Below are 14,993 nucleotides of genomic sequence, written 5' to 3'. Positions count from 1 at the left end.
AGCTACAGCAGCTCGTAGCGGTTGAGGAAGGCGGCCATCTGCTCCCGCAGCACGGGCTGCCCACCGCGGAAGGTGCCATCGTCGTACCCGGTGGAGATTCCCTCCCGCGCCAGCCACTCGACCTGGTCGAAGAAGACGAACGGCCGCCGGACATCGGTGAAGGTCGGACCGTCGGTGTCGACCGGACCTCCCGACGAGCCGAACTCGTAGCGGTACAGGAACGCGGCCATCTGCTCGCGCAGCACGGGGTCCGACGGACGGAAGGTCCCGTCGGCATAGCCCGTGGTGATGCCGCTGCGCGACAGCCACACGATCTCGCGGTAGAAGACGTGGTTGGTCGCGACGTCCCGGAACGGTGACACGGGCGGCAGGTTGGTGACCGCCGGCGACCCGGCCAGGCGGTACAGGAACGCGGCCATCTGCTCGCGCAGCACCGGGCCCGAGGGTCGGAACGAGCCGTCCTCGTAGCCGGTGGTGATGCCGCGGCCCGCCAGCCACAGGATCTCGTTGCGGAACCCGGGCCCCGGCGGCACGTCGAAGAATCCGTTGGGCCTCGCCCCCACGAGCTGGACGAGCGCCGTGTCCCCGGCCGACAGCACCCTGACGCTGGCGGCACCGTTCACGTACTGGCGACCGGGTGCCCAGGCGCCGGAGCTGCCGTCCGGCCGCAACCTGATGCGCGGGTCCGAACCCGTGCGGGTGGTGATGGTGACGCCCTCGGCGTAGGCGGTCGAGTACAGCGACAGCCCCGGTCCGTAGACGGTGCCGACGTCCCGTCCCACCTTGCGCCGGTACTCCACCCAGTGCTCGGTGGTACCGGTCACGATCCGCACTCCGCGCAGGCCGGAGGCGGCTCCGCGAGGCTGCAGCCGCAGCGTCACCACGGGTCCTCCCGTGACGCCCTGCGCGTCGAAGATCTCGCCGGCGGAGTCGACGTCGAGCTGGTGCCGGTAGGCGGAGTCCAGCGCCGGCACCGCGTAGGCAGGCGAGCCGCCGCCGATGGCCAGTCCCATGACGCTGTAGAGGTCGCCGTACTCCGCGCAGACGCCGCTGCACCCGGAGCGCTGCAGCCCCGCGTGGTCGAGCCCGAGGTTGTGGCCGACCTCGTGGACACCGACGAACGTGTTGATCGACGGTTCGAACTCGACGATCACCTTGCCGCCCGACGACAGGTCGACGCCGAACGTGGCCACGCCCGGGCCGTCGCACTGGTCGACGCCGCCGATGACGATCAGGTGGTTGCCGCTCGTCGCACCGAAGTCCACCCCGGGGTAGGCGTTGTCGGCGGTGTTCCAGACCGACGAGGGCGACGCGACCGAGCAGGATCCCGTGTAGAACGTGGTCGCACCAGCCGGCCGTGAGAACGACCGGATGCTGCCGCCGGCCTCGGCCACCCATCGGTCGGCGACCGCGCGGAAGGCGGACTCGGCCTGCGCGGCGGTCACCCCTGAACCGTTGCGGATGGCCAGGTAGTAGCGGTGGTCGGTCGCCACTGCGGCGGCGGCGACGGCTGGTTCGATGCTGGCAGAAGCGACGGTGGCCGGTTCGTCCTCCTGGAGCGTGGAACGCTCCGACGACGGGGCGTCGACCAGCTCGGCCGTGATCTCGCCTCCCGACACGACATCGGCGGGCAGGTCGATGTCGATGGGCACCTCGTCGCCTCCGGCGGTGGCGATCGAGTACGTCGTGTCACCGGCCGGCGACGCCTCCGTCGGCTCGACAATGGCGACGGTCAGCTCGCCCTCGACCTGCTCGGTGGACTCGTCCGCCAGGTCGGGGTCGACGTAGGTGAGGGTGCCATCCGGGGCCGTGCTGAGGTCCGGCTCATCGGCCGACACCGCAGGGGCCGCCAGCAGGCCGATGCACAGGACAACGGCGGCGGTCGCCGACATGGCCGAACGTCTCATGGACTCCCTCTCCCAGATGGGTCGAATCGTAGGCCGAGCGTGGTCCCGCCGCTCGGTGGCCGGTCGCTACGGCAAGCGGTCGTAGCGGTACAGGAACGCCGCCATCTGCTCGCGCAGCACCGGCTGTCCGCCGCGGAAGGTGACGACGCCGCCATCGGTGTAGCCGGTGGTGATGCCGGTGGACGCCAACCACTCGATCTCGTCGAAGAACACGAATGCCGGCGACACGTCGGCGAAGGTCGCACCGTCGGAGTCCTCGTAGCCCTGCTCGTCGAAGCGGTACAGGAAGGCCGCCATCTGCTCCCGCAGCACCGGCGCCGACGGCTCGAACCGCTTCGTCCCGTTGCCGTTGTCGTAGCCGGTGGTGATGCCCTGCTCACTCAGCCACACCATCTGCTTGTAGAAGACGTGGGTGGTCGGCACGTCGGTGAACGGTGAGGTCGCCGGCAGGTCGACCACCGGCTCACCGTTGCGCATCGTCTCGAATCGGTACAGGAACGCCGCCATCTGCTCCCGCAGCACCGGCGCCGACGGCTCGAACCGCTTCGTCCCGTTGCCGTTGTCGTAGCCCGTGGTGATGCCGGTGGACGCCAGCCAGAGGATCTCGGTGCGGAAGATGTGGTTGCCGGAGACGTCGGTGAAGGACGGTGCGTCCGGCACCGCCGTCACCTGGAAGTTCGCCGTCGCACTGCCCACGTTCAGGGCTGCGTCCGTCGCGCGCACCGACACCGAGTGCGCACCCACCGACAGAGCAGACGTGTTCACCGTGTGACTCAACGCAGCCGTGCAGGCCGTCCAGGCCCCGTTGTCGACCCGACACTCCTTCTCAGCCCCGGCGTCATCGACCGTGAACGCGAACACCGGACTCGACCCCTGCACCACCGACGTCGGCGGGTTCGAGAACGCCACCACCGGAGCCGTCGTGTCCGGCACCGCCGTCACCTGGAAGTTCGCCGTCGCCGACCCCACATTCCCCGCACCGTCCGTCGCGCGCACCGACACCGAGTGCGCACCCACCGACAGAGCAGACGTGTTCACCGTGTGACTCAACGCAGCCGTGCAGCTGCCCCACGGACCCAGATCGACCCGGCACTGCTTCACCGCCGACCCGTCATCGACCGTGAACGCGAACACCGGACTCGACCCCTGCACCACCGACGTCGGCGGATTCGTGAACGCCACCACCGGAGCCGTCGTGTCCGGCACCGCCGTCACCTGGAAGTTCGCCGTCGCCGACCCCACATTCCCCGCACCGTCCGTCGCGCGCACCGACACCGAGTGCGCACCCACCAACAACCCCGACGTGTTCACCGTGTGACTCAACGCAGCCGTGCAGCTACCCCACGGACCCAGATCGACCCGACACTGCTTCACCGCCGACCCGTCATCCACGGTGAACGCGAACACCGGACTCGACCCCTGCACCGCCGTGGTCGGCGGATTCGTGAACGCCACCACCGGAGCCGTCGTGTCCGGCACCGCCGTCACCTGGAAGTTCGCCGTCGCCGACCCCACGTTCCCCGCACCATCGGTCGCGCGCACCGACACCGAGTGCGCACCCACCGACAGAGCAGACGTGTTGACGGTGTGACTCAACGCGGCCGTGCAGTTGCCCCACGGACCCAGATCCACCCGGCACTCCTTCTCAGCCCCGGCGTCATCGACCGTGAACGCGAACACCGGACTCGACCCCTGCACCACCGACGTCGGCGGACTCGAGAACGCCACCACCGGAGCCGTCGTGTCCGGCGCGCCCAGAGCCACCACGTCGTGGACACGGACGGTGGCGGTCCCTCCGCCGATGGATTGGACCTCGATCCGGACCGTGCCGTCGTCGAACGTCTGGCCGGCCTGCCACTCGGCGGAGTTCCCGTCGGGCCGCAGGGTGGTCTCGCCGCGGGGCACGGCCTGCCGCACGATCGTCACGCCCGCGTCGAACGTCATGCCGCCCCACGAGCTGAAGTTGAACGACGTGTCGTAGAAGGTGCCCTCGTCGCGGCCGGTCCCGTCGCGGTAGTCGACCCAGTAGGTCACGTCCCCCGCAGCGGCGACCTGCACGCCTCGGGTGCCGGTCTCGCCCGCTCGAGGCGACAGGACCACCGTGGCCTCGGCCGAACCAGATCGTTGCCAGGCGCTGATCTCGCCGGGACCGTCGACCTCGAGCTGCTCACGGTAGGCCGAGCCGAGCGCCGGCTCGGTGAAAAAGACCGGATTGCCGTTGAAGTTGAAGGACAGTCCCAGACCCATGACGCTGAAGACGTTGCCGTACTCGGCGTTGCAGCCGGTGCAGCCGGTGATGCCCGCATGCTCGAGCCCGACGTTGTGACCCACCTCGTGGATCATCGTCAGCACGCCGACCGACGCGCTCCACGTGGCGATGGTCCAGCCACCGTCGTCGAGGGAGTCGCCGAACCGCCCGAGACCGGTACCACCGCAGTTGGCGCCGACGATGATCAGGTGGTTGCCGGACCCGTTGCCGAAGTTGACCTGGGGGAACAACGCCGATGCAGCGCTGACCGTGGCCGGCCAGTTGCCGGTCGAGCACGCCTCCGAGAAGGTCTGCGTCGCGACCGGTCGGGTGAAGGTCGTGATCGCACCGTCCCCCTCGTCGAGCCACCAGCCCATCGTCTCGTCGACCGCCGCCTCCACCGCACCATTGGTCGGCTCCGACCCCTGGGTCGAGATCGCCACGTACGCACGCTTGGCGGCCGGAGTCGCAGCCGCCGCGACGCGGGATTCGACGGTCGCGCTGGCCACCTCGACCTCTCCCGCGGGCCGGCCGGCCCGTGCGCTCTCGAGCTCGGGCGACTCGACCAGCTCGGCGGTCACCTCTGCGCCCGACGCGGTGCCTTCGGGCAGCTCGATGTCCAGTGGGATCAGTCCGTCGCCGGAGTCGATCGCGTAGGCGGCACCGCCGGGCTCACCCGGCGACGGTTCGACGATGGCGACCTCGAGCTCACCGACGACGGTCGTGGTCGGCTCATCGGCCAGCTGGGGCGCCGCGTAGTCCAGGCTTCCGTCCGGCAAGCTGGTCAGCGACGGGGGCTCTGGCGGGGCCTCCACCCCGGCAGCAGGCGTCACCACCAGGACAGGTGCCACCAGCACGACGGCAACCCACCGCGCGACTCCGTACCGCGTCATGACCGATCTCCCTCAACACTCCGACGGGACCAGAGTAAGGGCCGAAAGGCTCAGTCGCGGGCGGTGAAGACGATCGGGTCACCGTCGGTGATCGCGATCGTGTGCTCCATGTGGGCGCCGCGCGAACCGTCGGCGCTGCGGATGGTCCACCCGTCGGGATCCATGACGATCTCGTCGGTGGTGTGCAGGAACCACGGCTCGATCGCGATGACCAGACCCGGCTTGAGCGGGAAGCCGCGGCCCGGACGGCCGTCGTTGGGGATGTGCGGCTCGCCGTGCATGGTCCGACCGACGCCGTGACCGCCGAACTGGGTGTTGACCTTGAGCCCGTGGGCCCGGCCGACGTCGCCGACGGCACGGCCGATGTCGCCGACCTTGTTGCCGGCGCGCGCCTGGGCGATGCCCGCTCCCAGTGCCTCGGTGGTGATGTCGATGAGGCGCTGGTCCTCCTCACGAGGAGTACCGACGATGACGCTCAGGGCGGAGTCGCTGACCCAGCCGTCGACCGAGACCGCGAAGTCGAAGCTCACCAGGTCGCCGTCGCGCAGGGCGTAGTCGTGGGGCAGGCCGTGCAGCACCGCGTCGTTGACCGACGTGCACAGGACCTTGCCGAACGGGCTCGCGCCGAATGACGGGTGGTAGTCGATGTAGCAGGACTCAGCACCGCGGGCGCGGATCATCTCGTGCGCCAGAGCATCGAGCTCCAGCAGGTTGACCCCCACGTCGGCCGCCTCGCGCAGTGCGGTCAGCACCTCCGCGACGAACCGTCCGGCCGGACGCATCTCGTCGATCTGTGCCGGGGTCAGGAGCTCGATCGCCATCACTCCAGCCTAGTCGGGCCGCCCCGTCGACGCGGGTCCGGCGTGGCCCCACCTGCTTCACTGACGGCGTGAGCGAGACGTCCTTCGACTACACCAACCTCAGCGGGCGGCCTGCGGGACCGGTCGTCCGGGTCGCCAGCGCCCTGTCGCGTGGCGTGCGGTCGGTGCAGCGCCAGGTCGAGCCCTACGCCGAGCAGTGGCGGCGGCACAATCTCGCCGCGGTCGCCGCGGACGGCCCGCTCTGGGTGGTGCTCGGCGACTCGATGGCCCAGGGCATCGGCGCCAGCCGGCCGCACCGCGGGTGGGCGGGTCAGCTCGCCGACCACCTGCCCGACCACCGGATGGTGAACCTGTCGTTCTACGGCGCGCGGGTGCCCGACGTGCTGGACCGACAGCTGCCGGCGATGGACTCGCTGGGCGAGGCCCCCGACCTCGTGACCGTCGTGATCGGCAGCAACGACCTGATGAGCCGCACCGGACGGGCGGTCCTGCCCGAGGCCCTCGCCGACCTGCTGGAGCGGCTCCCCCCGGGCACCGTGATGGGCAACCAGCCCGGAGGACAGTCGTCCGCCGTGCGGTTCAACGACCAGGTCGACGAGGCGGTCCGCCGCCGCGGGCTGGTGCGGGCGGAGTTCCGCGATCCCCGCACGAGGAACTGGCGCGGCAAGCTGTCGGCCGACCACTTCCACCCGAACGACGCTGGCTACGCCGGCATGGCCCAGATCGTGCGGGAGGCCGTGCACCGTCGCTGAGCCCCTCGATCGGGCAGCGTCACCGATCGTTCATGTCACGTCCCCGTGCACGACAGGCCGGGTCCCTAGCGTCGGCCCACGGGGGTCGGGCGATCCCCGCCATTCGTGACGAAGGGACCTGCCCATGACCATCACCCCCGAACGACCCCTGCTCCCGATGGCGGACTCCCCCGCCGTCTCCCCGTGCTCCACCCGACGCTCGGCCCTCACCTGCCGGTACCGGTGCGGCGACGCCTGCGCCCACGACGCCCCCAACACCTCCGACAACGTGACGTTCGCCGAGGTCGTGCAGTCGGCTCTGAGCCGCCGTGGGTTGCTGCGAGCCGGGACCGTCCTCGGGGTGGCCGGCCTCGGCACCTCCGCCCTCGCCTCACCGGCTGCGGCGGCCGGCCTGTCGACCGGGGTGGCGCCGGGTCCGTTCGGGCTGAAGTACACCCCCGTGCAGCCCAACACCGCCGACATGGTGACCGTGCCGCCCGGCTACTCCCAGCAGGTCGTGATCCGGTGGGGCGACCCGTTGTTCGCCGACAGCCCGGCGTTCGACCCCGCGAACCAGACCGCAGCCGCCCAGCAGCGGCAGTTCGGGTTCAACTGCGACCACCTCGACATCCTGGAGGTGGAGCGCGGCGTGCACGTCCTGGTCGTCAACCACGAGTACACGAGCGAGACCCTGATGTACCCCGGCTACTCGTCGGCCGACCCCACCCGCGAGCAGGTCGAGACGTCGTGGGCGGCCCACGGCCTCACGGTCGTGGCGGTGAGCGACACCCGCGGCAGCGGCGCCCTGACGCCGATCGTCGGCCACCCGCTCAACCGCCGCCTGCACACGTCGTCGGAGTTCGAGCTCACCGGTCCCGTTGCCGGCCACCCGCTGGTGCGCACGTCGGCCGACCCGGACGGCACGACCGTGCTCGGCACACTGAACAACTGCGCGGGCGGCATCACCCCGTGGGGCACCTGGCTGACGGCCGAGGAGAACTTCAACCAGTACTTCGCCAACGCGAACTCCGTCACCGATCCGACGGTCCGCGCGCGACTGGCCCGCTACGGGTTCCCCGGCGGCACGACCGAACGCCAGTGGGAGCGGTTCGACAGCCGCTTCGACCTCGCCCAGGAGCCCAACGAGGCCAACCGGTTCGGCTGGATCGTCGAGGTCGACCCGTTCGATCCCACCGCGACGCCCAAGAAGCGCACCGCGCTGGGCCGGTTCAAGCACGAGGCCGCCACCGCGCAGCTCACCCGCGACCGCCGGGTGGCTCTCTACATGGGCGACGACGAGCGGTTCGACTACCTCTACAAGTTCGTCACGCGCGACACGTTCAGCAAGGGCCCGACCCGGGCGGCCAAGGCGGCCAACGCCGACCTGCTCGACCACGGCACGCTGTACGTCGCCCGGTTCAGCGGCAACTCGCCCGCGAACGAGATCGACGGGTCGGGCCGGCTCCCCGCCGACGGCCGCTTCGACGGCTCCGGCGAGTGGATCCCGCTCGTCAGCGGGACCGAGTCCTTCGTTCCCGGCATGGACGCGACCGAGGTCCTGCTGTTCACGCGGCAGGCGGCCGACCTGATGGGCGCCACCAAGATGGACCGTCCCGAGGACGTCGAACCGAGCCCGCAGACGGGCAAGGTGTACGTCGCGCTCACCAACAACAGCAACCGGGGGGCGGCCGGTCAGGCGGCCGCCGACGAGGCCAACCCGCGGGCGGTCAACCGCCACGGCCACGTGCTGGAGCTGACGGAGTCGAGCAACGACGCCGGAGCCACCACCTTCGGCTGGAACCTGCTGCTGGTGTGCGGGGACCCGGCCGATCCCAGCACCTACTTCGGCGGCTACCCCAAGACCGATGTCTCGCCGATCTCGTGCCCCGACAACATCGCCTTCGACCCGCGCGGCAACCTGTGGATCTCGACCGACGGCAACGCGCTGGGGTCCAACGACGGCCTGTTCGGTGTGGCCGTCGAGGGCAGCGACCGCGGCCGGGTCACGCAGTTCCTCACCGTCCCGGTGGGGGCCGAGACCTGCGGACCGGTGATCCAGCGGGAGCGCGTCATGGTCTGCGTGCAGCACCCGGGTGAGCGCAACGGCGCCAGCTACGAGAACCGGGCGTCGTTCTGGCCCGACGGCAACGGCGCACTGCCCCGTCCGTCGGTCGTCGCGGTGTGGCAGACCAACGGGCGCCCGATCGGCACCTGACCGGCTCGCGGCCGCTCGGACCCTGGGCCTCGGTCCTGCTCAGGGTTCGAGCGAGCCGCGGAACCGTTGCATGCCGCTGATCCAGTGGTCGTGGTCCGCGGCCTTGCGCGCCAGCATGTCGCCCACCTCGGGGTGGGGCAGCGCCAGGAACCGGCCCGCGGCCACCGCGTCGAGCAGCGTGTCGGCGACCTCGAGCGGGCTCAGCACCCGACCGGCCGTCGTGACGGCCCGCATGCCGAGGCCGGCGTCGCCGTCGGCGCTCGTGGCGCCCTCGGACAGCATGTCGGTGCGGACCCCCATGGGGCAGAGGCAGCAGACCTGCACCCCCCGGTCGCCGTAGGTGGCGGCCAGCCACTCGGCGAACCCGACCGCCGCGTGCTTGGTGGTGGCGTAGGTCGGTGACCCCAGCTGGGTGAGCAGTCCGGCGGCCGAGGCCGTCGACACGAAGACCCCGCCGCCAGCGCCTGCGGCGGCGCGTTCCACCCACCCGGGCACGAGGGCCCGGGCGGCCCTGACGTGGCTCTGCACGTTGACCTGCCAGGAGGACTCCCACGCGGCATCGTCGGCGTCGAGGCCGAACCCGCGGAAGATGCCGGCGTTGGCGACGTACAGGTCCACCGGCGCCGGGGCCGCCGCGATCAGGTCGTGGACGTGGCCCTCGTCGGCGGCGTCACCCGCCACGTGCGCGACCCGCCCGGGGTGGGCGGCGTCCAGCTCGGCGGCCGTCGCAGCGAGCCGCTCGGCGTCCAGGTCGCCCAGCACGACCGAGGCTCCGGCCTCCAACAACCGCTGGGCGATGCCGGCGCCGATGCCGCTGCCCGCGCCGGTGACGACGGCAGCGGCGCCCTGCACCTGGAACCCCATCGTCAGTCGCGCCGGTGCTTGGCGATCTCGGCCTTGGCCAGCGAGTTCTTGTGCACCTCGTCCGGTCCGTCGGCGAACCGCAGGGTCCGCATGCCGGCCCACCACTCCGCGAGCGGGAAGTCCTGGCTGATGCCGCCGGCCCCGTGCGTCTGGATCGCCTTGTCGAGGATCCACTCCACGGTCTGCGGGGTGGCGATCTTGATCGCCTGGATCTCGGTGTGCGCGCCCCGGTTGCCGACGGTGTCCATCAGCCACGCCGTCTTGAGCACCAGCAGACGCAGCTGCTCGAGCCGGACCCGCGACTCGGCGATCCAGTCGCGCACGACGCCCTGGTCGGCGATCGGCCGGCCGAAGGCGACCCGCTCGGTCGCGCGCCGGCACATCATCTCGATGGCGCGCTCGGCGATGCCGATCGACCGCATGCAGTGGTGGATGCGTCCGGGTCCGAGTCGCGCCTGGGCGATGGCGAAGCCCTCGCCCTCACCTCCGACGAGGTTCGACACCGGCACCCGCACGTTCGTGAACCGCAGCTCGGCGTGGCCGCCGTGGTCGCGGTCCTCGTAGCCGAACACCTGCATGCCCCGCAGGATCTCGAAGCCGGGGGTGCCGCGCTCGACCAGGATCATCGACTGCTGGCGGTGCCGTGACGCCTCCGGGTCGGTCTTGCCCATGACGATGAACACCTTGCAGTTCGGGTTCATCGCGCCGGTGATCCACCACTTGCGGCCGTTGAGCACGTAGTGGTCGCCGTCGCGCTCGATGCGCGTCTCGATGTTGGTGGCGTCCGAGGACGCGACCTGCGGCTCGGTCATCGCGAAGGCCGAGCGGATGTCGCCGGCCAGGAGCGGCTCCAGCCACTGCTGCTTCTGCTCGTCGGTGCCGAACATGTGCAGCACCTCCATGTTGCCCGTGTCGGGGGCCGCGCAGTTGAACGCCGCCGGGGCCAGCTGGATGCTGCGCCCGGTGATCTCGGCGATGGGTGCGTACTGCAGGTTGGTGAGGCCGGCCGGTCCGCCGCCGGGCAGGAAGAAGTTCCAGAGGCCCTGCTCCTTGGCCTTGGCCCGCAGCTCGGCGAGGACGGCCGGCGGGTCCCACCGGTCCTCGGCGATCGCGGCCCGCATCTGCTCGTGGGCCGACGCCTCGGCCGGGTAAACGTGCTCGTCCATGAAGGTCTGCACGCGGGCCACGATCTCGTTCGTCGCGTCGTCGAAGGCGAAGTGCATCAGGACGCCCCTCCCGCCATCACGTAGACGACCTCGGCCACGACCGCGGGCTTCTCCGCACCTTCGCGCTCGACGACGAAGGTGATCGTCGCCTGGGTGCCGATGGCGATGTCGGCCGTCTCCTTCAGCGTGGCCGTGGCCCGCAGCCGCGAGTCGACCGGGACCGGGTTCGGGAACCGCACCTTGTTGGCGCCGTAGTTGACGCCCATCGTCAGGCCCTCGACGGTGTAGATCTGCGCACTGAAGACCGGCAGCAGGGACAGCGTCAGGTAGCCGTGGGCGATGGTCGTGCCGAACGGGCCGGTGGCCGCACGTTCGGGGTCGACGTGGATCCACTGGTGGTCACCGGTGGCGTCGGCGAAGGTGTCGATCTGGTCCTGGGTGATCGTCACCCAGTCACTGGTGCCGAGCTCGGTGCCGGCGGCGGCCTTGAAGTCCTCCAGGCTGGAGAACACGCGGGGCTGGGACATGGGGGCTCCTCTGCTAAGCGCTTGCTTAGTTCGGACCCTAGCGCGCTCGGCGGCCGGTGACTAGGCCAGGAGCAGACCGATCACGCCGACCAGGGCGATGATCGACACGATGTCGGCCACGAGCACTCGGCGCAGGGACCGACCGATCTCACGCGCCCCGATCGCCAGAGCTGCGAAGGCAAGGTCGCTGACCAGCACGGCGACCGCGACGGGCCCCCGCAGGTCGGGGTCGAGGACCGCGGCGACGAGCAGCCCGGCCAGTACGCCGAACAGCACCGCGCGGTGCCGCAGCAGGACGGCGAGATCCGTGCCGTCGACGGTGATCGCGTACAGCGCAGCGACCCGCTCGCTCGACACGACGCCGATGACGGGCAGCGCGTGGATGACCGCTGCCACCACGAGCAGGACCCCGATCACGACCTCCATCTCGTCAGAGCACCCAGAAGGAGCCGGCGATCGTCGGGACGAAGGCGACCGGCCACCAGTACCAGGTGAAGGGCGACCGGCCGAGGATCACCCGGGTGACGACCAGCGTCACGACGGCGAAGACCCCCGACATGACCAGCAACAGGATGGCGTCGGTGCGACGCCCCGGATCGTCGACGATGGCGTGCGCGCCGCCGATCAGACCGAGGACCCCGTGGATGGCGATCGAGAAGAAGGCGATGCCGGCGACCCGACGCTGCACCCGCTTCAGTGCAGCGAGCTCGGCGGCCGTGGTGGTCATGGCGCCAGTGTCCCAGACCTCGGGGGCGTGATCAGCCGCCCGCGACGAACATCACGACCGGCACCGAGGCCAGCGCGAGGCCGCCGAGGGAGACCCCGACGTCGAGCCCCGACCACGGCGCGGGCTCGGCCCAGGTGCGGCGGTGCGCGGTGGCGAACCCGCGGGCGTCCATCGCGACCGACCGCGTCGTCGCCGACCGCAGCGTGGCGACGAGCAGACCGAACACCATCGATGCCGCGTACCGCCCCCGCGCACCGAGGCCACCGGCCGGGCCGAGACCCCGTGCCCGCCTGGTCCGGGCCAGCTGACGCCACTGCTCCATGAGGGTCGTGACCTGCTGCATCGCCGCCGACACGGCCACCACCAGACGGGCCGGCAGGCGCAGGTTCTGGGCCAGGTGGTCGCCCAACCGGGTCGGGTCCATGTAGCCCGCGACGACCGACCCGGGCCACGCCAGCACGACGATCCGCAGACCGGCCGTGGCGGCGACGACCTCGTCATGGCCACCGAGCCGCCAGGTCGACCAGGCGACGGTCAGGCCTGCGAACACCGCGAAGCCGAGGCACAGGGCGGCGTACCTCCACGACGGGGTGAACAGGAGCACGGCCACCAGGTACAACCCGAGCGCGACGAGGGCGATGTCGAGCGACCGCACCGCCAGCGAGCCGAACACCGACGCGGTGCCGACGACGGCCAGCGCCAAGGGGTTGGCCCGCACCACCAGCGTCCTCACACCCGGGCCCCGTCCTGGAGGCCGACCACCTGGTCGGCGAGTCCGACGAGCAGGTCGTCGTGGGTCGAACCGGCCACGACGGCCCCGTGCCGCGCGGCCGACGTCATCCACCCGGTCACCGCGGCCCAGGTGCCCCGGTCCTGGCCCACCGTGGGTTCGTCGAGCAGCAGCACGCCCGGCCGGTGGCCCAGACCGCAGGCGAGGGCCAGGCGTCGCTGCTCACCGCCGGAGAGCCGGTATGGGTGCGAGCCGGCCAGCTGCTCCAGGCCGAGGTGGGCGAGCAGTCCCTCCACGTCGACGGCGCGGCCCAGGGTCGCCGCCGTCAACCGCACCTCCTCGGCCACCGACGTCGCCAGCAGGCCGTGCTCGGGATTCTGGGGGACCCACCCGAGGCGGGCGGCCAGCGCCCGGGACGCCAGTTCCGTGGGTGGCCGGCCGTACCCGTCGACGCGACCCGTGGTCGGTTCGAGCAGCCCGGCCAGCACGGCCAGCAGGGTCGACTTGCCGGCCCCGCTGGGACCCACCAGCGCGGCGAGCGTGCCCGGGTCCAGCCGCACGTCGACGTCCCGCAGCGCCACCGAGGACCGGGTGTCGCGCAGGGACCGGCGCACCAGCGTCACCCCGAGGCCCGTGCCGACCACGGCGTCCGGAGAGCTGTCGGGGGCGACCAGGTCGGCGTCGACCGGCTGGGGCGCGGGCGCCGGGAGTCCCGGCATCCAGACCCCGGCCCGCCCCAGGCCCTCCCGGAACCGCTGCACGGCGTCACCGGGCGTCGTGTCAGCCAGCACCTGGCCCTCGCCGCCCAGCACCACGACGCGGTCGACGAGGTCGAGCCACGGTTCGATCCGGTGCTCGACCACGACCATCGTGGCTCCCGTCGCGGTCACCACCGCGTCGATCGCCTGCCGCACCTCGGCCGCCGTGCGGTCGTCGAGCATCGAGGTCGGCTCGTCGAGCAGCAGGGCGCCGGGGCGCAGGGCCAGGGTGCCCGCCAGGGCCAGCCGCTGGCTCTCCCCGCCGGACAGCGCGCTGACCGGGTGGTCACGGGACTGCGTGAGCCCGACCGAGGCACGGGCCTCGTCGACGCGCCGCCAGGTCTCGTCACGGCCCAGACCGAGGTTCTCGGGGCCGAAGGCGATCTCGCGGCCGATCCGTTCGGCCACCAGGGCGTCGCCGGGGTTCTGCAGCAGCAGTCCGATCCGACCGTCGGCGTGCACGGTTCCGGTGAGGTCGCCGGCGATCGTCTCGCCGAGGGCCCCGGCGACCGCGAGCAGGAGGGTCGACTTGCCGGCGCCGCTGGGTCCGGCGAGCAGGACCCGCTGACCCGGCTCGACGGTCAGGTCGAGGTCCGCCACGACGGGCCGGCGGCGGCCGAGCGGTCGCCAGCCGAACCCGTCGAAGCTGATCCTGACCGGGTCAGTCCTGGTGGACGACATCCCGCTCGTGCGCCTCGCGGCCCGCCCCGAAGGCGTCGAGCACCCCCGTGGCGGCCAGCGACCGCACCAGCAGCCAGCCCAGCAGACCCGCCAGCAACGCACCGGAGACGGCGAAGAAGCCCAGGTGTGCCAGCTTGTAGCCGAAGTCCCAGTCGGAGTAGTAGTAGGTCCACTCGTAGACCGACGCGAACGCCGCCGAGGCGATGCCCGCGAGCATCGCGACCGGCAGCGTGAACGCACGGTAGGCGACGAGCAGGAAGATCAGCTCGGCGCCCAGACCCTGCACGAGGCCGGACAGCAGGACCGTGAAGCCCCACTCGGTGCCGCCCAGCACGAACATGCTGATGGCGGCGGCCACGACCTCGGTCGCGAACGCGGATCCGGCCTTGCGGACGATCAGTCCACCCACGACACCGGCCATCAGCCAAGTGCCACCCAGCAGGGCGCCCGAGGGCGGGTAGCCGATCGTGGCGGCCAGGTCGAGGACCCCGTAGAGCTTCCCCCAGGCCCAGAACACGACACCGAACGCGACGCCCAGTGAGGCGATCGTGACCAGGTCGATCGTGCGGTAGGGCTGCAGGTAGCGGGATCGAACAGATGCAGAATTCATCATGACTCCCTTCGCCGGTACTAACCGGAGCAGGTTCAAGGGTCTGCGGCGGATCCGCACTCTCAGCGCCCTCTGCGAGGCGCTCCCCTGTCGTGCCTCCGACTGTACATCGCGA

The 14,993-nt window shown here is 71.4% G+C and carries 13 protein-coding genes and 1 riboswitch; of the genes, 2 read left to right on the top strand and 11 right to left on the bottom strand.

All coding sequences use genetic code 11. The features are described 5' to 3' along the window. Nucleotides 1-2: 2 nt before the first annotated feature. The 3 genes from HMPREF0063_RS17160 to map all read right to left on the bottom strand — a co-directional run bounded on the left by HMPREF0063_RS17160 (nt 3) and on the right by map (nt 5,869). Nucleotides 3-1,907, bottom strand: coding sequence for an S-layer homology domain-containing protein (locus HMPREF0063_RS17160; RefSeq protein ID WP_245527723.1), 1,905 nt, complete (start codon nt 1,905-1,907; stop codon nt 3-5). 66 nt (nt 1,908-1,973) lie between these two features. After that, nucleotides 1,974-5,048 (bottom strand): S-layer homology domain-containing protein, encoded by a 3,075-nt coding sequence (locus HMPREF0063_RS17155; RefSeq protein WP_007079525.1) that lies wholly within the window; start codon nt 5,046-5,048, stop codon nt 1,974-1,976. A 50-nt stretch (nt 5,049-5,098) separates the two neighbouring features. After that, on the bottom strand, nt 5,099-5,869 hold the full coding sequence (map, locus tag HMPREF0063_RS14860) for a type I methionyl aminopeptidase (protein WP_007079524.1): 771 nt from the start codon (nt 5,867-5,869) through the stop codon (nt 5,099-5,101). A gap of 68 nt (nt 5,870-5,937) precedes the next feature. Between map and HMPREF0063_RS14855 the strand changes: the two genes are divergently transcribed. Continuing rightward, nucleotides 5,938-6,621 carry an SGNH/GDSL hydrolase family protein gene (locus HMPREF0063_RS14855; protein WP_007079523.1) on the top strand — a complete coding sequence of 228 codons (684 nt, stop codon included), beginning with the start codon at nt 5,938-5,940 and terminating at the stop codon, nt 6,619-6,621. A gap of 124 nt (nt 6,622-6,745) precedes the next feature. Next, complete coding sequence (locus HMPREF0063_RS14850) at nt 6,746-8,815, top strand: PhoX family protein (RefSeq protein WP_007079522.1); 2,070 nt, start codon at nt 6,746-6,748, stop codon at nt 8,813-8,815. A gap of 39 nt (nt 8,816-8,854) precedes the next feature. Here the strand turns inward: HMPREF0063_RS14850 and HMPREF0063_RS14845 are convergent, their stop codons facing one another. From HMPREF0063_RS14845 to HMPREF0063_RS14810, 8 genes are all read right to left on the bottom strand, one after another. Continuing rightward, complete coding sequence (locus HMPREF0063_RS14845) at nt 8,855-9,679, bottom strand: SDR family oxidoreductase (RefSeq protein ID WP_007079521.1); 825 nt, start codon at nt 9,677-9,679, stop codon at nt 8,855-8,857. A gap of 2 nt (nt 9,680-9,681) precedes the next feature. Then, nucleotides 9,682-10,902: an acyl-CoA dehydrogenase family protein gene (locus HMPREF0063_RS14840; protein ID WP_007079520.1), complete on the bottom strand. Its 1,221-nt coding sequence runs from the start codon at nt 10,900-10,902 to the stop codon at nt 9,682-9,684. Beyond that, nucleotides 10,902-11,372, bottom strand: a complete 471-nt coding sequence (locus HMPREF0063_RS14835) for a MaoC family dehydratase (RefSeq protein ID WP_007079519.1) — start codon at nt 11,370-11,372, stop codon at nt 10,902-10,904. The genes HMPREF0063_RS14840 and HMPREF0063_RS14835 overlap by 1 nt, the downstream gene beginning before the upstream one ends. A gap of 60 nt (nt 11,373-11,432) precedes the next feature. Next, nucleotides 11,433-11,798, bottom strand: coding sequence for a hypothetical protein (locus HMPREF0063_RS14830; protein WP_007079518.1), 366 nt, complete (start codon nt 11,796-11,798; stop codon nt 11,433-11,435). 4 nt (nt 11,799-11,802) lie between these two features. Further along, nucleotides 11,803-12,099, bottom strand: coding sequence for a hypothetical protein (locus tag HMPREF0063_RS14825; protein ID WP_007079517.1), 297 nt, complete (start codon nt 12,097-12,099; stop codon nt 11,803-11,805). A 31-nt stretch (nt 12,100-12,130) separates the two neighbouring features. After that, complete coding sequence (locus tag HMPREF0063_RS14820) at nt 12,131-12,832, bottom strand: energy-coupling factor transporter transmembrane component T family protein (RefSeq protein ID WP_007079516.1); 702 nt, start codon at nt 12,830-12,832, stop codon at nt 12,131-12,133. After that, a complete protein-coding gene (locus HMPREF0063_RS14815) occupies nt 12,829-14,268 on the bottom strand; it encodes an ABC transporter ATP-binding protein (protein WP_007079515.1) in 1,440 nt (479 codons plus the stop codon). Before HMPREF0063_RS14815 ends, HMPREF0063_RS14820 begins: the two co-directional genes overlap by 4 nt. After that, the gene (locus HMPREF0063_RS14810; protein ID WP_040320331.1) at nt 14,249-14,878 is read right to left on the bottom strand and encodes an ECF transporter S component; all 630 of its coding nucleotides are present in this window, start codon (nt 14,876-14,878) and stop codon (nt 14,249-14,251) included. Before HMPREF0063_RS14810 ends, HMPREF0063_RS14815 begins: the two co-directional genes overlap by 20 nt. Further along, a riboswitch (TPP riboswitch) is annotated at nt 14,868-14,977 on the bottom strand. Its footprint overlaps the gene before it by 11 nt. Nucleotides 14,978-14,993: the final 16 nt, after the last annotated feature.

The organism is Aeromicrobium marinum DSM 15272 (genome assembly GCF_000160775.2).
GTDB classification, from domain to species: domain Bacteria; phylum Actinomycetota; class Actinomycetes; order Propionibacteriales; family Nocardioidaceae; genus Aeromicrobium; species Aeromicrobium marinum.
The sequence above is the reverse complement of the archived record's forward strand: the minus strand, read 5'-3'. Positions and strand labels throughout refer to the sequence as shown.